The 22,446-nt window shown below is 60.5% G+C and carries 17 protein-coding genes, 2 tRNA genes and 1 pseudogene; 13 read left to right on the plus strand and 7 right to left on the minus strand.

Going from position 1 to position 22,446, the window contains the following annotated elements; genetic code table 11:
• The 3 genes and pseudogenes from AACS24_RS21435 to AACS24_RS21445 form a co-directional block, all read left to right on the plus strand.
• A pseudogene (locus AACS24_RS21435) lies at nucleotides 1–136 on the plus strand (molybdenum cofactor guanylyltransferase MobA); the annotation flags it as partial.
• Nucleotides 133–1,893, plus strand: a complete 1,761-nt coding sequence (locus AACS24_RS21440; protein ID WP_108571946.1) for a bifunctional molybdopterin-guanine dinucleotide biosynthesis adaptor protein MobB/molybdopterin molybdotransferase MoeA — start codon at nucleotides 133–135, stop codon at nucleotides 1,891–1,893. The pseudogene AACS24_RS21435 and the gene AACS24_RS21440, both read left to right, overlap by 4 nt.
• A 61-nt stretch (nucleotides 1,894–1,954) precedes the next feature.
• The gene (locus AACS24_RS21445; RefSeq protein WP_042029388.1) at nucleotides 1,955–3,013 is read left to right on the plus strand and encodes an FUSC family protein; all 1,059 of its coding nucleotides are present in this window, start codon (nucleotides 1,955–1,957) and stop codon (nucleotides 3,011–3,013) included.
• 77 nt (nucleotides 3,014–3,090) lie between these two features.
• On the opposite strand, the gene AACS24_RS21450 is transcribed toward AACS24_RS21445, so the two are convergent.
• The 5 genes from AACS24_RS21450 to AACS24_RS21470 all read right to left on the minus strand — a co-directional run bounded on the left by AACS24_RS21450 (nucleotide 3,091) and on the right by AACS24_RS21470 (nucleotide 7,585).
• Nucleotides 3,091–4,464 carry an HD-GYP domain-containing protein gene (locus tag AACS24_RS21450; RefSeq protein WP_108571947.1) on the minus strand — a complete coding sequence of 458 codons (1,374 nt, stop codon included), beginning with the start codon at nucleotides 4,462–4,464 and terminating at the stop codon, nucleotides 3,091–3,093.
• Between the two features lie 87 nt (nucleotides 4,465–4,551).
• Complete coding sequence (locus tag AACS24_RS21455) at nucleotides 4,552–5,106, minus strand: DUF3332 domain-containing protein (protein WP_181364263.1); 555 nt, start codon at nucleotides 5,104–5,106, stop codon at nucleotides 4,552–4,554.
• Nucleotides 5,107–5,266: 160 nt separating this feature from the next.
• Nucleotides 5,267–6,562 (minus strand): methyl-accepting chemotaxis protein, encoded by a 1,296-nt coding sequence (locus AACS24_RS21460; protein ID WP_108571949.1) that lies wholly within the window; start codon nucleotides 6,560–6,562, stop codon nucleotides 5,267–5,269.
• A gap of 170 nt (nucleotides 6,563–6,732) precedes the next feature.
• On the minus strand, nucleotides 6,733–7,200 hold the full coding sequence (locus tag AACS24_RS21465) for a GNAT family N-acetyltransferase (RefSeq protein WP_108571950.1): 468 nt from the start codon (nucleotides 7,198–7,200) through the stop codon (nucleotides 6,733–6,735).
• A 184-nt stretch (nucleotides 7,201–7,384) separates the two neighbouring features.
• Nucleotides 7,385–7,585 carry a YbfA family protein gene (locus tag AACS24_RS21470; RefSeq protein ID WP_005334863.1) on the minus strand — a complete coding sequence of 67 codons (201 nt, stop codon included), beginning with the start codon at nucleotides 7,583–7,585 and terminating at the stop codon, nucleotides 7,385–7,387.
• Nucleotides 7,586–7,796: 211 nt separating this feature from the next.
• Here AACS24_RS21470 and AACS24_RS21475 point away from each other — a divergent pair, with 211 nt between their 5' ends.
• A complete protein-coding gene (locus AACS24_RS21475) occupies nucleotides 7,797–8,090 on the plus strand; it encodes a hypothetical protein (protein ID WP_108571951.1) in 294 nt (97 codons plus the stop codon).
• A 43-nt stretch (nucleotides 8,091–8,133) separates the two neighbouring features.
• On the opposite strand, the gene AACS24_RS21480 is transcribed toward AACS24_RS21475, so the two are convergent.
• Both AACS24_RS21480 and AACS24_RS21485 read right to left on the minus strand, forming a co-directional pair.
• Nucleotides 8,134–8,207, minus strand: a tRNA-Cys gene (locus tag AACS24_RS21480).
• Nucleotides 8,208–8,264: 57 nt separating this feature from the next.
• Nucleotides 8,265–8,340: transfer RNA gene (locus AACS24_RS21485), tRNA-Gly, on the minus strand.
• A 249-nt stretch (nucleotides 8,341–8,589) separates the two neighbouring features.
• Between AACS24_RS21485 and AACS24_RS21490 the strand changes: the two genes are divergently transcribed.
• The 9 genes from AACS24_RS21490 to AACS24_RS21530 form a co-directional block, all read left to right on the plus strand.
• A complete protein-coding gene (locus tag AACS24_RS21490) occupies nucleotides 8,590–12,027 on the plus strand; it encodes a hybrid sensor histidine kinase/response regulator (RefSeq protein WP_181364264.1) in 3,438 nt (1,145 codons plus the stop codon).
• 415 nt (nucleotides 12,028–12,442) lie between these two features.
• Nucleotides 12,443–14,128 (plus strand): ABC transporter substrate-binding protein, encoded by a 1,686-nt coding sequence (locus AACS24_RS21495; RefSeq protein WP_108571953.1) that lies wholly within the window; start codon nucleotides 12,443–12,445, stop codon nucleotides 14,126–14,128.
• A 118-nt stretch (nucleotides 14,129–14,246) separates the two neighbouring features.
• Nucleotides 14,247–15,230, plus strand: a complete 984-nt coding sequence (locus AACS24_RS21500; protein ID WP_108571954.1) for an ABC transporter permease — start codon at nucleotides 14,247–14,249, stop codon at nucleotides 15,228–15,230.
• A 1-nt stretch (nucleotide 15,231) separates the two neighbouring features.
• Nucleotides 15,232–16,152, plus strand: a complete 921-nt coding sequence (locus AACS24_RS21505) for an ABC transporter permease (protein WP_108571955.1) — start codon at nucleotides 15,232–15,234, stop codon at nucleotides 16,150–16,152.
• Complete coding sequence (locus tag AACS24_RS21510) at nucleotides 16,149–17,168, plus strand: ABC transporter ATP-binding protein (RefSeq protein ID WP_019446723.1); 1,020 nt, start codon at nucleotides 16,149–16,151, stop codon at nucleotides 17,166–17,168. Before AACS24_RS21505 ends, AACS24_RS21510 begins: the two co-directional genes overlap by 4 nt.
• Before the next feature lie 11 nt (nucleotides 17,169–17,179).
• Entirely contained in the window at nucleotides 17,180–18,172 is a 993-nt protein-coding gene (locus AACS24_RS21515) for an ABC transporter ATP-binding protein (protein WP_108571956.1), read from the plus strand.
• Between the two features lie 114 nt (nucleotides 18,173–18,286).
• Complete coding sequence (locus tag AACS24_RS21520; protein ID WP_108571957.1) at nucleotides 18,287–20,020, plus strand: glycoside hydrolase family 9 protein; 1,734 nt, start codon at nucleotides 18,287–18,289, stop codon at nucleotides 20,018–20,020.
• Nucleotides 20,013–20,885 carry a BadF/BadG/BcrA/BcrD ATPase family protein gene (locus tag AACS24_RS21525; protein WP_108571958.1) on the plus strand — a complete coding sequence of 291 codons (873 nt, stop codon included), beginning with the start codon at nucleotides 20,013–20,015 and terminating at the stop codon, nucleotides 20,883–20,885. The genes AACS24_RS21520 and AACS24_RS21525 overlap by 8 nt, the downstream gene beginning before the upstream one ends.
• Nucleotides 20,870–22,446 (plus strand): beta-N-acetylhexosaminidase (locus AACS24_RS21530; protein ID WP_258223023.1); only part of this gene is annotated, 1,577 nt, incomplete at its 3' end. The genes AACS24_RS21525 and AACS24_RS21530, both read left to right, overlap by 16 nt.

The following is a 22,446-nucleotide window of genomic DNA, read 5'->3' on the forward strand; positions in this document are numbered from 1 at the left end:
CCACAATATGGCGGTGGTGAGCTTTGCCGATCAGCCGGATGCCTTTATCAATCTCAACAGCCCGGACGAGCTGGCCGCCTACGAGGCCCGTCTGCTTGCCCCTGCTATCGACCCCCAACAAGGAGTCACCTCATGACCCCGGCCCCCACCCTTCCCCTGCTCGGCTTCGCCGCCTGGAGCGGCACCGGCAAGACCACCTTGCTGGAGCAGTTGATCCCCCTGCTGGTGGATCGCGGCCTGCGCATTGGGGTGCTCAAGCACGCCCACCACGACTTTGACATCGACCAGCCGGGCAAGGACAGCTATCGCCTGCGCAAGGCGGGCGCCCAACAGATGATGGTCGCCTCCCGCCGCCGCCATGCTCGCATTACTGAAACAATGCACGGCGAGACCGAACTGGCCGAAGCCGATTTTCGCCAACTGCTGGCAAGCTTCGATCAAACCAGCCTCGACTTGCTCTTGGTGGAGGGGTTCAAGCACGAGCACTTCCCGAAAATCGAGCTGCACCGCGCCGAGATTGGCAAGCCACTGCTCTTCCCCGAAGACGGCGACATCATAGCGCTGGCCAGCGATCAGCCGGCAGAGACCACCCTGCCGCAACTCGATATCAACGACCTTGAGGCTATCGCCGACTTCGTCTGTAGCTGGCTTGACGGCTGTCAGACTCGCGAGCAGGAGGCGGGCAACGGCTTTTTGTCGGTCGAAGCGGCCCGCAACGCCATTCTGGCAGCCCTCACCCCAAGCACCGCCTGCAGCGACAAACCGCTGGCCCAGTGCCACGGCGCCGTGCTGGCCACCGATCTGATTAGCCCCATCAATGTGCCACCCCACGCCAACTCGGCGATGGATGGTATTGGCCTGCGCGGTGACGATCTCGCCGCCGGTCGCTGGCAACTGGTGGGTGAAGTGCTGGCGGGCCAGCAGCGCCACGAGCCGGTGCTGACCGGTCAGGCGGTGCAGATCATGACCGGCGCCCCGCTCCCCCCCGGTGTCGATACCGTGGTGATGCGCGAAGAGACCCATATTGAGGGTGAGTGGGTCACGGTCACCGCCCCCGTTCGCACAGGGCAGAACGTGCGCCAGGCCGGTGAAGATCTGGCCAAAGGTGCGGTCGCCATCCCGGCCGGTACCCGACTCGCCGCTCCCCAGCTGGGGCTGGCGGCATCGCTCGGGCTGGGCAGCCTGCCGGTGCGCACGCCACTGAAAGTGGCGCTGTTCAGCACCGGCGACGAGGTACAGTCACCGGGCGAAGTGCTCGCCCCCGGCCATATCTTCGACAGCAACCGCTTCACCCTGATGGCCCTTATTCGCGCCGCCGGTTGCGAGGTGATGGACCTTGGCATCATCCCCGATGACAAGACCATCCTGCGCCAGCAGCTGGAACAGGCTGCCGCCAGCGCCGATCTGGTGCTGAGCTCCGGCGGGGTCTCGGTGGGCAACGCCGACTTTATCAAGCAGGTGCTGGCTGAGCTTGGCCAGATCGATTTCTGGCGCATCCAGATGCGGCCGGGCCGCCCGCTCGCCTTTGGCAAGCTGGGGCAGACCCCCTTCTTCGGCCTGCCCGGCAATCCGGTGGCCGCCATGGTCTGCTTCCTCCAGTTTGTCGAGCCAGCCATCGCCCGCCTGCAGGGCAAGCTGTGGCTGCCGCTGCGCCTGTCGGCACTGGCAGACGAGAGGATGAAGAGCCGCCCGGGTCGCACCGAGTTCCTGCGCGGCATCTTCCATCAGGATGGCAACGGCCAGCTGCGGGTGCGCACCACGGGGCCGCAGGGCTCCGGCATCCTGAGTTCGATGGCCGATGCCAACTGTCTGATTGAAATCGTCCCCGCTCAGAGCGGCATCGTCGTTGGCGAGCGGGTCTGGATCCACCCCCTGCAAGGACGATTGGCCTGAATCCCGACGGGGCGCAGGCCGGATGCAGTGCGCCCCTAGGACACTTTACACGAGGCTCACAGTGCGTCTTGATGCCCCCTTATCCCGGCTCGATCTGCTGGTCTATGGCCACTATCGCATCGTCCATGGCCTGCGCATTGCGCTCGCCTTTATGCTCACCTTTCTGCTCACCCGCCAGCTGCAACTGCCGGAGAGCACCTGGCCGCTGATCACCCTGGTGGTGGTGATGGGCCCCATCTCGTTTTGGGGCAATGTGCTCTCCCGCGCCCTGCAGCGGGTGGTGGGCACCATCTTCGGCGCCAGCTGCGGGATAGTGGCACTCTATCTGGAGATCTACTCCCTGCCGCTCACCCTGATCTGGTGCGGTTGCATCATGTTCCTGTGCGGCTATCTGGCGCTCGGCAAGCGCCCCTATGTGGGATTGCTGATCGGCATCACCCTCGGCGTCACCATGGGGGCCCAGCCGGGAGATATCCATACCGCCCTCTGGCGCAGCGGTGACGTGGTGCTGGGCTCCCTGCTGGCGCTGCTCTTTTGCAGCATCTACCCCCAGCGGGCCTACAGCCACTGGCGCCTACAGTTGCACCAGATCTTGCAGCAGTCGGGACGTCTCTATCACACCCACCTCTCCCCCAACGTGCTGGAGCGGCCGCAGCTCAAACACAATCTCTCCCAGCTGCTGGCCCAAACTGGCAAACTGCGCGCTCTGCTGGCACCGGCAGCCAAGGAGACCCGCCACAGCATCGCCCTGTTTGATGCTGTGCAGGTCACCATGCGCAATACCCTCTGCACTCTCGAGATGCTGGCCAACACCTACTGGAACGATCGGGAGAGCCACTTCCTGATGCAGAGCACCCGCGAGCTGCACGAGTGCCATCAGGCGACCGAAGAGGCGATAAACCAGCTTGCCCGGATGCTGCAAACCGGCGACGGGCGTGGCGCCGAGGCCGCCATCGCCCGTCTGCACGAGCTGGCGACCCGGGTCAACCTGCCCGCCAATACGGAGACGGCCATCATCGGCTATCTCTGGCTCAATGTGCAGCTGACCGAGCAGCTCACCCACCTGCGCCGCCTGCTGGGCCTTATCCTCACCGTGCCCCATCGCAAACAGCCGACCTGATCGCCATAAAAAACGCCCCGCAGTTGCGGGGCGTTTTGCTATCTGACTAGCCGCTTGGGCTCTGAGGTCTGCAAACCTTAACTGGCATTGGCCAGCGGCTGTTCGGGGGTGAGATAAAGAGAGAAATCCTGAATACCCGCCTGCAGAGCAGCAAAGCAGTCGGGGTCGATGGCGGTGCCCAGATTCTCCGCCATCATCTCCAGCGCCTGCGGCACAGGGATGGCGCCGCGGTAAGGACGCTTGGCGGTGATGGCATCAAAAATATCGGCCGTGGTGATGATGCGCGTCTCAAGGGTAATCTCGTCCCCTTTCAGCCCCTTGGGGTAACCTTTGCCATCGAGCCGCTCATGGTGGGCGCCCGCCACTTGCGCCAGCTCCTCGAATGCACCGATGCGGCTCAGGATCTCCTCGGTGTAGGCGGCATGCATCTGCACCGCAGCCCACTCCTGCGCATCGAGCTTGCCCGGCTTGTCGAGAATGGCGTTGCTCACCCCGAGCTTGCCCACGTCATGGAGCAGGGCGCCCCGCTTGAGCCAGCGCCGACGCGGCTCGGGCAAGCCCATCTGGGTGGCAAGAATATCGGTATAGAGTGCCACCCTGCCGCTGTGACCCGCTGTGTAGGGACTTTTAGAGTCCACCACCTGCCCGAAGGCCGCCGCGATTTCGTCCAGATAATCCTCATCCAGCGCCACCTCCCCCTGTCCGGCCGGGTGGACCAGGACCCACTCGGTCAGCCGGGGATCGGTCAGCCCTTGCCAGAAAGCATCGTCCGCCAGCGCTTCAAATTCGCGAACCAGTGCCGGATCAAACCAGCTGCCGCTGCGCTCGCGTAGCTCCTTGAGCGCCGCATCCGGGCCTGCGGCTGCATGAAACACATCCACCACCTGGCAGAGCAGGGCGATACGGGAGAAGAGCGGGATTGCCTCGCCTGCCAGTTGCAGGGGCCGACCTTTGCCATTCCAGTGCTCATCAAGGGAGAGGATGCCATCGGCGACATCATCACTGAAACGGAGCTGGCGAGCGATATCCGCCCCCCGATGACAGCGGGTCTGGATCAGTTCGTTGGCAATCTGGTCGCCGTTGCGAAAGATATGAAACAGGCTGCGAAAACGTCCCAGCAGATCCGCCTGCAAGCCGGTATGGCCCAGCACGAAGTTGACTACCTCGGAGAGGGAGCCATCCACCAGTTTGAAATCGCGTTTGAAATGAAGATCGTCGGTGAGATAGAGCTCGCAGATGCGGGCGGCATTGCTGCTGCACCCAAGATCCTTAAGCAGGAGCGTGTAATAGAGATCATGGCGCAGCCGGGCATCCAGTCCCAGCCGCTCCCCCAGACGGGAACCTATCCAGCAGCAGCGAATGCAATGTCCTCTTGGTTGCCCCTCGGTCATGTCGAGCGCATGACTGAGGGAACCAATCAACTCCGCCAATCGCAATCCATTCACCGTCATAGTCTACTCCCTTAGACATCATGGCGATTTTGCCAGCTGATTATGTATACCCCATCTGGTGCTGGATAGATCTGGATTCAGTTGAATTTAGGCAGCAGCCTTACCCTGATTCACCCGCTCTTCCAGCTCAGCACGACTCAGGGTAGAGACGAAGCGACCGTCGAAGTAGATATCCATCAGCTCGCCGCGCTTCTCGCCACGCATCATGCTGCTACGACCATCCAGATAGTGCACCTCCATCTGCGCGGTATGCTCGTCGGGATAGCTGATCTCTACCTCACGCACCCCTTGCGGCAGCATGGCCAGCGGCACTTTGTGAAGAGATGGGTCGAGGTGCTGGTTCACCTTGATCACCGGGTTGGCTTTCATGTCTACCACAGCCGGTGACTTGCCGGTGATGGGGTTCTTGCCAGTCCAGAATTCGATGGTATTGAAGACAAACAGGTCGGCAGTTGCCGCCAGACCATAAATCGGGGAGAGCAGCATAAAGACGCCAGCCCGGCCGTAGCGGTTGTCCACCACGCTCAGATTGCCCTTGGTCACCATGCCGGATAGCCCCATCTGCCCCATGCAGCCACTCAGCCCCATGCTCGCAACCATCATCAGCAACGCGGCCGCCCGCCCCTTCTGTTGTCGTACCATCTTGTTCTTTTCCTGCTCGGTTATGAATGAGGCGGCAAGCCTAAGCAAGAGAGGGGGTGGGGACAATTCACAATGGCGGGGTGATACAGGAAGAGTTCAGATTGGGGCACTGACTGGTCAGATGTGCATCAATGCCCCGGTTTGATTGTGGTCGAATGAGTCACATAGCCAGACCCGAAACCGTGGCGGAGACATTGTTTGCCTCCCGGCGGATCTCGCTCATCACTTCGTTGACTTCGCCGACCTGCTGCTTGCCCAGCTCGGCGCTGCCCGCCACATCAGACATCTCGGCGGTCACCTTGGCGGTCAGTTCACGGTTGTTCTGCACCACCTTGGCTATCTCGTCGGTAGAGAGCGAGGTGCGTGCCGCCAGCTGGCGAACTTCATCAGCCACCACCGCAAAGCCACGCCCCTGATCCCCGGCCCGGGCCGCCTCGATAGCGGCGTTGAGGGCGAGCAGGTTGGTCTGATCGGCAATGCTGCTGATGGTGGAGACAATCGCCTCTATGCTGCGAGACTGCTCGTTCAGCTGATTGATAAGGCCAATGCTGTGGGTCAGCTGGCTGGCAATCAGGCTGGAGGTGTCGACCACCGAGGAGAGCAGACCCGCCCCGCGCTCAGCGCAGCTCAGGGTCTCCCGCGCCGCATCGTGAGCCAGCATGGCCGCCTCACGCACCGCATCGCTCTTGTTTATCCGCTCCGTGATGTCGCTGGCGAACTTGATCACCTTCACCACCTTGCGGTTCTCGTCAAGGATCGGGTTGTAGGTCGCCTCCAGCCACACCTTGCTGCCGTGGCTGTTCTGGCGGCAGAAGAGGCCGGATTTGAACTGGCCGCGCCCAAGCTCTTCCCAGAAGTGGGGATTCTCCTGATAGAAGTGGTCATCACAGAAGATGCGGTGGTGCTTGCCCTGCACCTGAGCCAGGGTGTAGCCCATGGTGTGGAGGAAGTTGGCGTTGGCAGTGAGCACTTCACCGGTCGGCGTGAATTCGATGACGGCCAGAGAACGATCAAGGGCCTTTACCACCGCCTGCTGGCTCAGCAGCTGCAGATGATGCTCGGTGATGTCGGCGGCAATCTTGATCACCTTGGTCACTACGCCGCGCAATTTGACGGGGAAGTAGGTGGCTTCCAGCCAGATTGGCTCGCCGCGGCGATTAAAGCGCTGAAAGACCCCGGTACGGGAACGCCCCTGTTTCAGGTCGGCCCAAAACTGTTGATAGGCGCTGCTCTGGGCATACTGCTTGTCGCAAAAGATCCTGTGATGCTGGCCCACAACCTCGGATGCGCTGAATCCCACCACGTTGAGAAAGAGATCGTTGGCGGCCAGCACGGTGCCATCAGGGCTGAAAGTGATGGTCGCGACGCTGCCATGCACTGCATCGTAAAATCCCTGTTGCTCCAGAAGCTGCTCCTGACACTGCTGCAACTCGGCTTTCAATTTGTTATTGAACATCGAAACATATCCTCCAGACAGGCACCCGCCATGGCCAAACTACATGGTGGATCAACAAGATAATGACGGCGTGTACCCTCAGCATAGCTGGCTGAGCCATCAGACTCCCTTTTGGCAAGCTATTTATTGTCACCCATCACACGACGGGCTGATGGCTGACATGTCACGGCTCACCGGGCAGGTGGTTGCCACTCCATATAAGCCGGATTGGCGACAAAACCGATCCGCTCATAGAGAGGCCGGCCAGCCTCGCTGGCATGGAGCCATACCTTGCCAAACCCGCGGGCTATGGCCTCTGCCGCCATGGCATCGAGCAGTGCACTGGCTGTACCCTGCTTGCGATAATCGGGCAAGGTATACATGTTGAGCAGATAGGCCTCTCTTCCCGCCAGATTGCCGGGATAGGGTGGGCGCACGAACATCGCCAGAGTACCTGCCGCGACAACCTGTTTATCGACCTCGGCCAGCCAGGATAAAGCGGATCCGCTCAAAAATGCGTTGGTAAAATAACGTTCGGTTGCCTGTATCAGGGCGGGATCGGCTGCGGGGTGCGGTAACTCCCCCACTTCACAGAAGAGCGCCATTCGCATGGCAACCAGCATCGGAATATCGGCCTCGGTGGCCTGACGGATCAGCATCGCAGCTCCTTGCGTCATCGGGATCCATAAAATGAGCAACCAACAGGGGGAAAAGTGCAGCTGCTGCCACATTGTGACATCCCCCTTTTTGCACCAGCGATAGTAACAGAGTCGAGCATTAACCATCTGTTTTTAAAAGCATAAAAAAAGACAGCCGAAGCTGTCTTTTTTATCGAAGAGGGTCTTAGTAGAAGATCCGCTCGCCACGTTCGCTCATCTTGAGCCAGACCGGCTTGGTACTGGTTTTGTTCCAGATGCGGTGCAGATAGCTGTAAAAGCGGGCGCGATCACTACGAAACAGCATCACTGGAAACGCCAGAATGCCCACCAGCAATACATAAATGCGACGAAGAATAATCTGAGTCAGAGAAAAGGGATGAAACATGATGCAACTCCTTACTGGTACGACCACTGAGCAAAGATTACTCCACTATCTGTAGGATTACTACATCCTCAGCCATATTTTTTCATAAAAACGGCAAATTAGCGGGATAAATGAAATTGAGCAACGTGATTAACCAACAGTTAACACATTTGCGAAAATCGTGCGCTCTGCCACAGTTATGAGTGCGGAAACGTGCCGTATGGAGATGCGTATGAAGCTTTCAGAAGTTGCTCTGCTGGTGCTGATGCTCGCCTTGACCAAGGCGCAAATCGATGAGTGGCAGCTCAATCAGGGGGATGCCATCGTGCTTGCCCGACAAGGGCCAACCACCGTGAGTCTGTGGCAGTGCGGCACACTGAAACAACAGATGGCGGATCTCACCCAATACAGTGCAGAAAGCCAGTTTCAGAATCGGGGCCAAAACGTGGACGAAGTGAATCACTATCTTGAACGGCAGTGGCGAGAAGCAGGCTGCGAACGGCTGATGCCGCAACAGAGCTACTGATAAAATCGGTTTGAGATAATTTTTTGAAAAGAAAGAAGAGAGATGGAGGCACGTTCCGGAGTCGAACCGGACTAAACGGATTTGCAATCCGCTGCATAACCGCTTTGCTAACGCGCCATGCTGACAAGACTGATTGTCTTGAAAGTGATATCCATCGTTGGTGCGATGGAAAATTGGAGCGGGAAACGAGACTCGAACTCGCGACCCCGACCTTGGCAAGGTCGTGCTCTACCAACTGAGCTATTCCCGCATTACTGCTTTCGTGCCAGTTGCCTGACAACGAGGCGCATTATACGTACCCCGAGCGACAGCACAACCCTTTTTTCGCATTTAAGCGCCGCAACCAGATCGTTTGCTCACCCTTTAGACGGGTTGCTGCAAAATCAGCCTTTCAGCTGTGACCAACCAAGCGAATTTGGGATAAAGTCGTTGAAATGATTACGCTTTAGTTCGAGACTTGAGCCGCTTAATAACCGGATTCTCAATTGAAATTCACAAGATGAAATGGATCTTCAGGCTTCGTGGACTCAGGCCGCAACTAATGCTGGCTTTTTTCATGTTGGGAATGGTGCCATTCCTGGTCGTCACCCTCTTTTTCCTCTACAGCCACGGCAAAGACCTCACCACCCAGACATCCAACCATCTGGTCTCCGTTCGCAACATCAAAAAGAGCCAGCTTGAGGATTACTTCAACAACCTCAAGGAGCAGATCACCAACTTCTCCCAGCAGGACTTTGCCGGCAACAGTATCGGTCGCTTCTACGGTTTTGCCGGTGCCTTTGAAAAGCTTGGCACCACGCCGCAGGAGGCCCGTGCCCGGGCGCAGGCCCGCTATGTGCCGGGCTCTTGGGATCAGCTGCAAAAGCCGGATCCCGAAGTCGAAATCGAACCGTCCATCAGTGCCCTCATTCTGGCTGACGAGATGTATGGCCGGGTGCATCAGCGCTTTCATCGCGGCTACGCCGACATGGTGCGCAAATCCAACTACAGCGACATCTTTCTGGTCGACCTCAACGGCGACGTCGTCTATTCGGTCACCAAACACGCCAACTTTGCCACCAACCTGCTCTCCGGCCCCTATCAGGGCAGTGGCCTGGGTCAGACCTTCGCCAAGATCAAGCGGCGCCTCGATGGCGGCCAGAAGCCGCAACAGATTTTCGAATTCACCGACTTTGGCCGCAACGAGCTGACCGGTCAGGTAGTCGCCTACATGGCCGCCCCCGTGATGCAGTACGACTATGTGCGCGGGGTGGTCATCTTCGAGCTGCTGCCAGACAAGCTCAACCAGATCATGGCGGAGCGGGAGGGGCTCGGAAAAACCGGCGAGACCATTCTCATCGGCCCCGACAAACGGATGCGGGCCGATGCCTGGCTGGCGCCGGAGTACAGCGTCGAGAACAGTTTCAGCCAGAATTTCCGCCTGCTGCAGACACCTCTCGTCACCAAGACCCTCTCTGGCGAGCAAGGGGTCGGGCTGTTTCGCTCCTATCAGGATGACGATGTACTCGCCGCCTACACCCAGGTGAAGGTATTCGATACCGAGTGGGCCTTTATCGCCGAGATCTCCACCCGCGAGGCCTATGCCCCCATCCGCCAGCTGGAGACGCTGGTTATCGTGCTGGGGGCTGGCTCCCTGCTGCTGCTGATCCTCTTCTCCCGCTGGCTCTCCCACTCCATCACGGCGCCGCTGCGCTCCCTGACCGAGGCGGCCGAGCAGGTAGCTGATGGCGCCCTGGATCACCCCATCGCCATCGAGCGCACCGGCGATGACATCGACCGGCTGGCGCAGGCGTTTCGCCATATGCAGCGCTCGGTGAAGGAGAAGATCGAGCTCATCGAACAGCAGACCATAGAGCTGCAGCAGCAGGTCAAACTGACCCACAAGCAGAACCTCAGCCTGCAGCAGGCGGACAAGCTCAAGGATGAACTGCTGGCCAATACCTCCCACGAGCTGCGCACACCTATCCACGGCATCAAGGGGATGGCCGAGTCGATGCTCGCCAGCCAACAGGATTTGACCGAGGGGCAGCAGAAACAGCTTGGCCTCATCATCAAAAGCGCCGACGGTTTGGCCCGTCTGGTGGACGATCTGCTCGACTACCACCAGATGCGCTATGGCCAGCTGGAGATCCACCCCCAGCCTGTCTCTTCGAAGGGGGTCATTCGGCTGGTGCTCGATCTCTGCCAGCATCTGGTACAGGCCAAACCGCTCACTCTGGTGGATATCAGCCCAGCCGAACTGCCCCCCGTGCTGGCCGACGAACAGCGCCTCGAACAGGTGCTCTACAACCTGGTCGGCAACGCCATCAAGTACACACCGCAGGGCAAGGTGGTGCTGAGCGCCATGGTGGAGGGCAACTTCCTGCGCATCAAGGTGACCGATACCGGCATCGGCATCGCCCCCGACCATCTGGAGCATATCTTCGAGCCGCTGGTGCAGATGAGCCCGGAGGTGAGCAAGCAGGGTGCCGGTCTTGGCCTCTCCATCACTCGCCAGCTGGTGCATTTGATGGGTGGTGAACTGAGCGTGCAGAGCGAGCCGAGCGTCGGCTCCACCTTTGCCTTCACCCTGCCGCTCGCGACCGGCAAGAGTGCTCCGCTGACTCAGGGCAGCCGTCAGATAGAGCTGCAACTGGTGCGCCAGCAGCCGCTCATCCTGCCCGACTGGGAGAGCGAGGATCTGCCTCCCCCGCCCGAAGGAGCCCCTCTCATCCTGGTGGTGGATGACGAACCCATCAATCTGCACATCCTGCGTCACCTCTTGCAGCCCTGCGGCTATCGCATTCTGCCCAGCAGCGATGGCCACGATGCGTTGGCCAAGCTTACCCAGGAGCCGGTGGATCTCATCCTGCTCGATGTGATGATGCCGACCCTCTCCGGCTTCGATGTCTGCCGCCGGCTCCGGGAGCATCATCCCAAAGAGAAGCTGCCGGTACTGCTGCTCACCGCCCTCAACCAGCCCAAGGATATCGAAGAGGGATTCAACGCCGGCGCCAACGACTATCTGGTCAAACCCTTCTGCAAAGAGGAGCTGTTCGCCCGGGTCAAGGCCTTGCTGGAGGCCAAGGCGGGACGCGCCTCTCTGGTAGAAAACCGGCTGCTCAAACAGGAGATAGAGCACCGTCTCACCCTGCAGGAGCGACTCCATCAGGATCAGATGCGCCTGCTGGCCCTGCTCGGCGAAGGGGCCGACCCCATGCTCTTTATCGACGAGCAGGGCACAGTGCTGTTCGCCTCCCGGGTACTGGCTCGCTTGCTGGGTCAGGAGCCGGAAACCATGGAGGGACAAGCTATCGACGAGTGGCTGGCCGAGCCGCTGAAAGAGCTGTGGCCCGATCTGGCTGGCCAGCGGGAGCATATTGTGGAATTTTTGGTGGCAGGCCAGAAAGATGAACTCAACGCCCGCGCCCTGCCCATCACCCTCGGGGGACAAGCGGCCTTTGCCCTTACCTTTACCACTGAACAGCGCCAGGATGAGAGCCGCATCGTGGCACTAGAGAACGCCCTCAAAAACCTCTCCCGGCAGGCCATCATCGAAGATGAGCAGCTGCTGGGCGAGTTGAGCCGCCTTGGCGGCGAGTTCCGCTCGCTGGCCGACAACCTCATTCGCCAGCAGGATGACGAGCCCCTGCGTCGCGCATTGGTGGAGACCATGCAGCTCACCCTGGATGCCTGGCAGCAAGGTACCGGCAAGGGCAAAATCGTGCTGGCGGAGAAGAGCAAGCTGTGGCGCGTCTACATGGACAGATCCAGCCCGCAGACCCGCACCCTCGACAAGTACCTCAATCTGGACACCCTGCCCAAATCGCCGCGCTGGAAGACTGTCGTTGCCACCACCGAGTATGTGTTGGGCCACTGCCCGCTCAACGAGCAACAGCGCCAGCAGTTGCAACAGAGTGCCCAGACCCTGCGTCAGCTTGCCAACCGCAAGGTGTGAGTCGGCGCAGGATGCGCGCTGGCTCACACTTGGCAAACCGGTTTCTTTTTCCAGCAAAACAAAGCCCGATATCCACCCTGAAATACGAGCCGATCCACGTCACATATTTGTCATGAACGTTGTTTTCAAGGCGACTTTTAGCGCAGAGAGAACTAACTTAACGATATGATTTACAACAGATAAAAATCCATTTTGACGAAATTGACGTAAGGTCTTGGATTTTTACGAAAACAACGAAATCAACAGTTGTTGTTTTCCTGTTAACTCTGTTTTGCTAAGGGCGTTGGAAAACAAAACGACAAGGGTGCAGACACCCAACCAACAACGAGGGCCGGTCTCATCAGCATGCGAAACCGGTGCTCACACAAACAAGGCGAACCCTCGGGAATGCCAAAAAAATAAGAAAGGAAAACATATGCTTGCCAAAGTATCCAAAATCTCTACCGCTGTAATGCTGGGAACCATGATGCTTGCCGGTGCTGCCGGCAATGCCATGGCTGCCGAAAACAAGACTGTGCTGACCATGGTTGCACAGCAGGAAACCGCCTGGGTCAAGAACTTCAACCCCTTCCTGCAAGCAGGCCTACTGCACACTACCCGTCACTTCATCTATGAACCGCTGGTGATCTTCAACGATATGCAGGGTGGCAAACCCGTCTATCGTCTGGCCACCAACTACGAGTTCAGCAAAGACCTGAAATCCGTTACCTTCGATCTGCGTGACGGCGTGAAGTGGTCAGATGGTCAGCCCTTTACCGCTGATGACATCCTGTTCTCCTTCAATCTGGTCAAAGCCAACAAGGCGCTGGATGAGCGCTCGATCTGGACCCAGATCAAGAGCGTCGAGAAGCTGGCCCCGAACAAGGTCAAGTTTGATCTGACCGAGGTCAACACCAACGTGGTGAACGATCTGGTACTGGTGCCCATCGTGCCGGAGCATCAGTGGAAGTCGGTAAAAGACCCGGTTGCCTTTACCAACGACAAACCGGTCGGTACCGGCCCCTTCACCGAAGTGGAGAACTTCTCCGCCCAGCTCTACACCCAGTGCCGCAACCCGCACTACTGGGATAACGCCAACCTCGCCATCGACTGTATCCGCATGCCGCAGATGGCCACCAACGATCAGGTGCTGGCTGCTGTGATGAAGGGCGACATCGACTGGTTCGGCTCCTTCGTACCGGATATCGAGCGCCTCTACGTCGGCAACGATCCGAAGAACAACAAGTACTGGTTCCCGGCCTCCGGTACCGTGGCGTTCAACGTCAACTTCCAGACCAAGAACCCGGGCAACCACGAAGCCTTCAACGACGTCAACTTCCGCCGCGCCTTCTCCATGGCGATGGACCGCCAGTCCATGGTGGACATCGCGGGCTATGGCTACCCGACTGTCAACGAATACCCGTCGGGGCTTGGCAAGGCGTTCGCCTCCTGGAACAACCCGGATGTGGACAAGAAGTACGGCAAGTTCAACAAGTACGATCTGGAAGGCGCCAAAGCCCTGCTGAAACAGGCCGGCTACAAGGACTGTGACGGCGACAAGTTCCTCGACACCCCGAGCTGCAAAAAGATCGAGTTCAAGGTACTGGTGCCGAACGGCTGGACCGACTGGGTCAACACTGTACAGATTGGTGTAGAAGGGCTGCAGGCACTGGGCCTGAACGCCAAGACCGCCACCCCGGAAGCAACCGTCTGGACTGAGAACCTGATCACTGGCGACTTTGATGTGGCGCTGCAGGGCTACTTTGCCGGTGCCAACCCGCACAAGTACTTCGAGACCGCGTTCCACTCACGCAACATGGGTGACCGTGGCAACCGCTTCGCCGCGCCCCGCTACAAGGATCCCGAGCTCGACAAGCTGATCGATGACTTCACCCAGACCGCCGATGCGGCCAAGCAGAAGGAGATCATGTTCGCCATCCAGGATCGTGTCGGTGCCAACCAGACCATCATTCCGGTCTTCAACAACCCGACCTGGTATGAGTACAGCACCAAGCGCTTCAACGGCTGGTTCAGTGCTGATAACCCGGTAGCCAAACCTCAGCTCCACCCGGACACCCCTGAGCGCCTGCTGCACGTGTTGTCCCTCAAGCCAAACAGCTAAACAATCCCGGCCCCCTGCGGGGGGCCATCTTCCCCGTTAATCCCCTTCTTGCCCGGTTCTGCCGGGGTTGGGGTAGCTATACCCGACGCGGGGCAGGCTTGCAGTAAAAGGTACCATCATGGGATTCATACTGAGACGCTTTTCCTTCTACCTGGTTGCCTTTCTGGTAGCCGCCACCATCAACTTCCTGTTACCTCGTGCCATGCCTGGCGACCCCGTATCTGTTATGTTTGCCCGTGCTGGCGCCATGATGGAACCCGCCGCCCTGGAAGCGCTCAAAGCCACCTTCGGTTTTGTTGACGGCCCCATCGGCACCCAATTTCTCACCTATGTGAAGAGTGTCTTCACCTGGGATCTCGGCACCTCGGTGCGCTTCTACCCGCAGCAGGTCTCCGACGTGCTGGGCCGTGCCATCGGCTGGACCCTGTTTCTGGTGGGCACCTCCACCATTCTGAGTTTCTCCGTCGGCTCCATCGTCGGCATCTTCGCTGCCTGGTATCGTGGCGGCCGGATGGACAGCATCCTCTCCCCGCTCACGCTGGTGATGCAGGCCATTCCGCCGGTAGTGGTCTCCCTGCTCGCCCTGTTCCTGTTCGGGGTGAGTCTTGAATGGCTGCCGATTGGCTACGCCTATAGCCCGGAGATCACGCCAGACTGGGGCTGGGAGCACATCAAGAGCATCCTGACCCACGCCATCATGCCGGTCGGCACTCTGGCCATGGTGCAAGTGGGCGGCTTTCTCATCACCATGCGCAACAACATGATCAACCTGCTGGGCGAGGATTACATCACCATGGCCAAGGCCAAGGGGCTCTCCAGCAACCGGGTGATCTTCAACTACGGCGCCCGCAACGCCATTCTGCCCAGCGTCACCGCCCTCTCCATGGCGCTCGGTTTCGTTATCGGTGGATCTCTCATCACCGAGGTTATCTTCAACTATCCCGGCCTGGGCCTGACCCTCTATCAGGGCATTCTGGCCCGCGACTACCCGCTCATTCAGGGGCAGCTGCTCATCATGACCATCACCATGCTCAGCTTCAACTTCCTGGCCGACGTGCTCTACGTCTTCCTGGATCCCCGTCTGCGTTCAGGAGGCAAATAAGATGCGTATGCCGACCATTCTCAAGATCCTGCTGGGCAACAAGAAGGCTGCCTGCGGCCTCGTCATCGTGGTTGCCTTCGTACTGATGGCGCTGTTTGCTCCCCTGCTGGCCAGCAACGAGCCGACCAAACGGGTTGCCCGCCCGCACCAACCGCCCAGCGTCGAGTTTGTAATGGGCACCACCCGCATGGGCCACGACATCTGGGCCCAGTTCACCAACGGTGCCCGTATCTCACTGCTGGTGGGCTTCAGTGCCGGTCTGCTGGTCTGCACCCTGGCCGTCGCCATCGGCATCACCGCTGGCTATTTCGGCGGGCTGATTGATGAGTGCCTCACCTTCCTGATGAACGTGGTGCTGGTGATCCCCAACCTCCCCTTGCTACTGGTGCTGGCGAGCTTTATCGGGGAGGCGTCACCTGCAGTCATTGCGGTGATAATAGGGTTGACCTCGTGGGCCTATGGCGCGCGGGTCATCCGTGCCCAAACCCTGGCGCTGCGCGAAAAAGAGTTCGTCATCGCCGCCGAGGTGCTGGGTGAGCCGGCCTGGCGCATCATTCTGGTGGAGATCCTGCCCAACCTCATCTCCATCATCGGGGTGAGCTTTATCGGCTCCATCATCTACGCCATCGTCACCGAAGCGACCCTGGAGTTCCTCGGCCTTGGCGACCCGACCGTGGTGAGCTGGGGCATCATGCTCTACAACGCCCAGACCTCCAGCGCCATTCTGGTCGGCGCCTGGTGGGAGATCCTGGCTCCCTGCTTCGCCATCGCCACTCTGGGCGCTGGCCTGGCCCTGCTCAACTTCGCCATCGACGAGATTGCCAACCCGCAGCTGCGTTCCCACAAAGGGCTCAACCGCTGGAAGAAACTTGCCACACCGGCCGCAACACCGCTCTCTGCAGCACAGGAGAAGACAGCATGAACAAGCATCCCCTGCTGTCAGTACGCAATCTTTGCGTCGACTACATCACCGAAAATGGCGACGTGCGCGCCGTCAACTCGGTGAGCTTCGATATCAGACAGGGCGAGATCTTCGGTCTCGCCGGTGAGTCGGGCTGCGGCAAATCCACCGTCGCCTTCTCGGTGGCTCGGCTGCACAAGCCGCCCGCCTACATCAGCGGTGGCGAGATCCTGTTCAAGGGGGAGAACATCCTCCATTACAACGACGAGCGACTGCGCTCCTACCGCTGGCAACAGGTGTCGGTGGTGTTCCAGTCCGCCATGAACGCCCTGAACCCTGTGTTGCGGATGGAGGAGCAGTTCTGCGACGTGCTGCTGGCCCACAACCCCGGCATGACCCGTTACGAGGCGATCAAGCGCGCTCAGGAGCTGCTCACTATCGTCGATATCCACCCGAGCCGGCTCAAGGATTACCCGCACCAGTTCTCCGGCGGCATGCGTCAGCGGCTGGTGATTGCCATCGCCATGGCGCTGAACCCTGAGCTGCTCATCATGGATGAGCCAACCACGGCGCTCGATGTGGTGGTACAGCGGGAGATCCTGCAGAAGGTCTATGCCCTGAAAGAGAAGTTCAACTTCTCCATTCTGTTCATCACCCACGACCTCTCCCTGATGGTGGAGTTCTGCGATCGCATCGGCATCATGTATGCCGGTGAACTGGTGGAGGTCGCCCCCTCCAAGGCGATCCTGACCGCACCGCTACACCCCTATACCAGAGGGCTCGGCAACTCCTTCCCGCCCCTGCACGGACCGAAGAAGGTGCTGGAGGGGATCCCGGGCACCCCGCTCAACCTGCTGGAGGTGCCGGTCGGCTGCCGCTTTCAGGCCCGCTGCGGCAAGGTGCACGATCGCTGCCGTCAGGAGTACACCAAATTGGCCGAGATCCGCCCCGGGCAACAGACCGCCTGCCACCTCTATGAGGAGCAGGGACTGCAACAAGATTCCGTGATCTATCTGGACAAGGCCGCTGGCTGTTAAGGATGTCTGTCATGCAAATCGCCAAAACCGATGCACCCATCATCGAAGTCCAGCACCTCTACAAGGACTTCCCCATCAACTCCAATGCCATCAAGAGTGGCAAGATGCGGGCACTCTCTGACATCACCTTCAACCTGCACCGGGGCCGCGCCCTGGCGGTGGTCGGGGAGTCGGGCTCCGGCAAGAGCACCATCGCCAAGATCATCGCCAAGATGTACAAGCTCAGTGCCGGGCGCATCCTCTATCGCGGCCACGATCTGGAGGAGTTCAACAAGGGCACCGCCCTGCTGGACTATCGCCAGAGCGTGCAGATGGTGTGGCAAGATCCGTTCGGTTCGCTCAACCCGACCCATACCATCTATCACCACATCGCCCGCCCCCTGCTGCTGCACAGCAAGGTGATCGACAAGAAAGATCTGCCCGACATGGTCTACGCCCTGCTGGAGAAGGTCGGCCTGACCCCCGCCAAGGCAACGGCGGCCAAGTATCCGCACCAGCTCTCCGGCGGCCAGCGCCAGCGGGTCAACATCGCCCGCAATCTGGCAGTGGAGGCGGAAGTGGTACTGGCGGACGAGCCCACCTCCATGCTCGACGTCTCCATTCGCATCGGCATCCTCAACCTGATGGAGCAGATGAAGGATGAGCTGGGTGTCTCCATGCTCTACATCACCCACGACATCGCCACCGCCCGCTACGTGGCGGAAGATCTGGCGGTGATGTACGTGGGGCACATGGTGGAGTGGGGCGAGGTGGACGAGATCCTGCACCATCCGCAGCACCCCTACACCCAGCTGCTCATCTCGGCTGTGCCCGACCCGGAGAAGAGCATCCACGCCGAGCTGGAGGGTGGCCGTAAGGGGGAGATCCCGCTCTGGACACCGGAGTCCTGCGGTTGCCCGTTTGCCGGGCGCTGCAATCAAGCGATGCCCCGCTGCAAGGAGAGTCTGCCTGCCATCACCAGGCTTGCCGACAACCACTTCGTGCGCTGCTACCTCTACGAGTGAAGGTGAACCCAATACCGGCCGGACAACACAGTCCGGCCATGCCTCGATACGGGGCGGCCATAGCCCCGTGATGTGCCTCACCGCCCGGCGGTGAACCACAGGAGTAATACCTTGATGGAACTCTTGATCAATCAGGTGGGCTACGAGTGCGACGGGCACAAGGTCGCCCTGCTGCAAGCCTCCCCCGCCCCTGATCTCGGCGGCTACGTCAGGCTGCAACGCCTCGATGATGGCCAGACCCTGTTTGAAACCCCGCTGCAAGCGGCTGGCAGCGTCCCCGGCTGGCAGGGCCGAGCTTACTGGCGCGCCGACTTCTCCGCCTTCAAGGAGCCCGGCCACTATCGGCTGGAGGCGATCACTGCCCACGGCATTGTCCGCTCGACCCGTTTTGCCATCGGCCAGGATCTGTTGGCCAGCCGCTGCCTCTCCGACGTCATTCACTACTTCAAGGGGCAGCGCGCCAGCGGCACCTTCGATCGGGCCGACCGCAACGCCCGCCTGTTTGGCACCGACCAGCACAAAGATGTGCACGGCGGCTGGTTCGATGCCAGCGGCGACATGAGCAAATACCTGAGCCACCTCTCCTACGCCAACTACCTCAATCCCCAGCAGACCCCCATGGTGGTATGGGCCCTGCTCAAGTGCCGGGAACTGCTGGCGCCACGCCGCGATATCGACGGGGTGAACCTCTGCAAGCGGCTCAATGACGAAGCGCTGCACGGCGCCGATTTTCTCTGCCGGATGCAGGATGAGTCGGGCTTCTTCTACATGACCCTGTTCGACAAATGGAGCAAGGATCCCGCCCAGCGCGAGCTGTGCGCCTACGCTACCCAGCAGGGGATCAAATCCGCCAACTGGCAGGCGGGTTTTCGCCAAGGGGGTGGCATGGCCATCGCCGCGCTGGCCCGCGCCGCCCGCGAGAGCGTCAGCGGCGACTTCGATGCCAGCCGCTACGCCGAGGCTGCCAAACGCGGCTACCAGCACCTGTGCGAGCACAACCTCGCCTATCTGGACGACGGGGTCGAAAACATCATCGACGACTACTGCGCCCTGCTGGCGGCAGTGGAGCTGACCCGCACCTTCGGCTCCGAGTGGCTGGCCGAGGCGAGAGTCCGCGCCAGCAAGCTCTGCGCCCGTCAGCGCCCCCATCCGGAGCTGGGTCACTACTGGTCAGCCAATGAAGATGGCTCGCGCCCCTACTACCACGCCGCCGAGGCGGGTCTGCCGGTGCTGGCGCTGCTGGAATATTTAGGTGTAGAGCCGGATCAGGAATACAAGGCCCGGGTACAAACCGTGGTGGAGCAGGCACTGGCCGCCGAGCTGGCGCTGTGCGCCCGGGCGGGCAACCCCTTCTCCCTCGCCCGCCAATATGTGAAAGGGGTGGATGAAGCGCCACGCGTCAGCTTCTTTATGCCCCACCACAACGAGTCCGGTTACTGGTGGCAGGGGGAGAACGCCCGGCTGGCCTCGCTGGCCGCCATGGCATTTGCCGCAGCAGCGCAACTGCTCCTACAGAGCAGGTTGCTGCGCACTTTCGGTCAGCACCAGCTCGACTGGATCTTGGGGCAAAACCCCTTCAACGCCTGCATGCTGGCGGGCCACGGCATCAACAACCCCGCCTATACCGCCGGTTACCCCAATGCGCAGGGGGGCATCTGCAACGGTATCACCTCAGGGTTTGATGACGAGAATGAGGTGGTTTTTATCCCGCAGGAGTACAAAAAGCGACTGGATCAGAACTGGCGCTGGGGCGAGCAGTGGATCCCCCACGCCGCCTGGTTTGCCCTGGCCATCAGCTGGCAAAACGCCCTGAGAGATCGAAATGATCAGGGAGGTCACCATGATTGAGTACTGGGTCGGGGTCGATGGCGGTGGCACCCACACCCGCGCCCGCATTCGGGATCGGGCCGGCAAGCTGCTCGGCGAAGGGCGCGCTGCCGGATCCAATCTGGAACTGGGCATTCCCCACGCTCACGCCAATGTGCTGGCGGCCATCGCCAGCGCCCGCCTTACTGCCGGACTCGACATCGAGTGCGAGCAACAGATGGGGGTCGGGCTGGCGCTCGCCTCCGCCGAGCTGGCCGACTGCTATCACGCCCTGCTCGAGATGCCCTTCCCCTTTGCCAGCGTCAAGCTCACCTCCGATGCTTTTGGTGCCTGCCTCGGCGCCTTTGGTGGCCGGGAGGGAGCCATCCTGATCGCCGGCACCGGTTCGGTCGGGCTGGTTTATCAGAATCACCAGATCCGCACCTGCTCCGGGCGGGGCTTCCCGATTTCGGATCTCGGCAGCGGCGCCTGGCTGGGATTACGCGCCATCCAGCAATCCCTGCTCTGCCACGATGGCATCCTGCCCCCCAGCACGCTGGCCATTCGTTTGCTCGACCACTTCAAACGAGATCAGGCCGAAGTAGTGCGCTGGGCTGCTCGCGCCATTCCCGCCGACTACGGCCGCTTCGCCCCCTGGGTGTTCGATGCGGCCAGCGATGGCGACGAGCTCGCCAACCAGCTGCTGGATGAGACCTGCGCCCAGCTCACCACCCTGCTGGAGGGAATGAAGTCGCTGGGTGCCGCCGAGATCGCCCTGCTGGGCGGTATCGGCACCCGCCTGGCTCCACGCCTTGGCGAGCTGAACCTTGTGGCCCCCAGAAGCGATGCGCTCGATGGAGCCATCCTGTTTGCCCAATCAGAGGATTATCCATGTCTACACCCCTGATCCACTCCCGGGTCACCCGACGTGACGGCGAGGATGTCTGGTTTGCCTTCACCCTGTTCAATCTGCCGGCGGAGGCGTGGAAGCTGCACTTCTGTCTGGCACGCCATATCGACCCGGAATCGCTGCAAGGAGGCGAGCTTGAGCGCCAGAGCGGCAGCTACAAGGTGCTGATACCGCAGGCTGGCAGCAACGAGATCCAGTTTTGCTGCCGCCAGACCCCCATCAAGAAGCTCTCCGACATGCCGCAGGGCTTCTTCCTGAGCCTGCCCGAAGCCACCACTGGCCCCCAGCTGCTGCCGGTGACCCTGGCCGCAGAGGAGCTGGGGCTGGAGACCCCCCCCGCCCGCAAACCAGACCTGCCGGACATCGAACCGCTGCCCGGCATAGTGCCGCAGCCAGCTCATCTGGTGCTGCAGGAGGGATATTTTCGCCTCGCAGAGCGGGCCCATGTGAGCGCCGTCCGCGATATCAGCGGCTTGCTTGGCCATTTCAACGAGCTCACATCGCTGGCACTGGAGCAGGATCATGACGCAGAGATCAGACTGGTTGAGACAGCTCTGGCCCCCGAAGCTTACCGGCTCACCATCACCGAAGAGGAGATAGTGATCGCCGCTGCGGGCGAGAGTGGCTGGCGTCACGCTCTGGTCACGCTAGCCCAGTGGTATCTGCAGCACGGGGAGAGCCTCCCCTGTCTGACGCTGGAGGACACTCCCCGCTTTGGCTTTCGCGCCATTTTCCTCGACTGCGCTCGCCACTTTCACAGCACGGCGACCATCAAGCGGCTGCTCAAGCTGATGAGCCTCTACAAGTTCAACCGCTTCCACTGGCATCTGACCGATGACGAGGGGTGGCGCCTCGAGATCAACGCCTTCCCCGAGCTCACCACCTTGGGTGCCTGGCGCGGCCATGATCTGGCCATAGATCCGCAGCTGAGCGGCGGCCCCAACCCCTACGGTGGCTACTACACCCAGAGCGAGGTGCGCGAGCTGGTGGCCTATGCCGAAGGGCTTGGCATTACCATCATCCCCGAAATTGACATTCCGGGTCACTGCCACGCCGCCATCAAGGCGCTGCCGGAACTGCTGGTGGAGGAGGCTGATCGCTCCCGCTACCGCTCGGTGCAGCACTTTGACGACAATGTTCTCAACCCCGCCCTCCCCGGCACCTACCGTTTTCTGGAAGCAGTGCTGGACGAGGTATGCGATCTCTTCCCCGGCCCCCAGATCCATATGGGGGGAGATGAAGTCCCGAGCGGTGTCTGGACCGATAGCCCCGCCTGCCAGCAGCTGATGATTGAGCAGGGATACGCCGACTGCCGCGAACTGCAGGGCCATCTGCTGCGCCACTGCCAGCGCTATCTGGCCACCAGAGGCAAACAGATGATCGGCTGGGAGGAGATCCTGCATGGCGACAAGGTGAGCCGCAAAGCGGCTATCTGCGCCTGGACCAGCTTTCAGGCGGGGCTGGACGCTGCCGCGGCCGGTTATCCGGTGGTGATGGCGCCCGCCCAGTTCCTCTATCTGGATCTCGCCTGGAGCGCCGATATTCACGAACCCGGCCT

Source organism: Aeromonas sp. HMWF016 (genome assembly GCF_963878195.1).
Taxonomy (GTDB): domain Bacteria; phylum Pseudomonadota; class Gammaproteobacteria; order Enterobacterales; family Aeromonadaceae; genus Aeromonas; species Aeromonas lacus.

Coding starts and splice junctions, on each gene's coding strand:
- AACS24_RS21440 (WP_108571946.1), top strand. CDS start 133: ATGACCCCGGCCCCCACCCTTCCCCTGCTCGGCTTCGCCGCCTGGAGC.
- AACS24_RS21450 (WP_108571947.1), bottom strand. CDS start 4,464: ATGACGGTGAATGGATTGCGATTGGCGGAGTTGATTGGTTCCCTCAGT.
- AACS24_RS21455 (WP_181364263.1), bottom strand. CDS start 5,106: ATGGTACGACAACAGAAGGGGCGGGCGGCCGCGTTGCTGATGATGGTT.
- AACS24_RS21460 (WP_108571949.1), bottom strand. CDS start 6,562: ATGTTCAATAACAAATTGAAAGCCGAGTTGCAGCAGTGTCAGGAGCAG.
- AACS24_RS21465 (WP_108571950.1), bottom strand. CDS start 7,200: ATGCTGATCCGTCAGGCCACCGAGGCCGATATTCCGATGCTGGTTGCC.
- AACS24_RS21470 (WP_005334863.1), bottom strand. CDS start 7,585: ATGTTTCATCCCTTTTCTCTGACTCAGATTATTCTTCGTCGCATTTAT.
- AACS24_RS21475 (WP_108571951.1), top strand. CDS start 7,797: ATGAAGCTTTCAGAAGTTGCTCTGCTGGTGCTGATGCTCGCCTTGACC.
- AACS24_RS21490 (WP_181364264.1), top strand. CDS start 8,590: ATGAAATGGATCTTCAGGCTTCGTGGACTCAGGCCGCAACTAATGCTG.
- AACS24_RS21495 (WP_108571953.1), top strand. CDS start 12,443: ATGCTTGCCAAAGTATCCAAAATCTCTACCGCTGTAATGCTGGGAACC.
- AACS24_RS21500 (WP_108571954.1), top strand. CDS start 14,247: ATGGGATTCATACTGAGACGCTTTTCCTTCTACCTGGTTGCCTTTCTG.
- AACS24_RS21505 (WP_108571955.1), top strand. CDS start 15,232: ATGCGTATGCCGACCATTCTCAAGATCCTGCTGGGCAACAAGAAGGCT.
- AACS24_RS21510 (WP_019446723.1), top strand. CDS start 16,149: ATGAACAAGCATCCCCTGCTGTCAGTACGCAATCTTTGCGTCGACTAC.
- AACS24_RS21515 (WP_108571956.1), top strand. CDS start 17,180: ATGCAAATCGCCAAAACCGATGCACCCATCATCGAAGTCCAGCACCTC.
- AACS24_RS21520 (WP_108571957.1), top strand. CDS start 18,287: ATGGAACTCTTGATCAATCAGGTGGGCTACGAGTGCGACGGGCACAAG.
- AACS24_RS21525 (WP_108571958.1), top strand. CDS start 20,013: ATGATTGAGTACTGGGTCGGGGTCGATGGCGGTGGCACCCACACCCGC.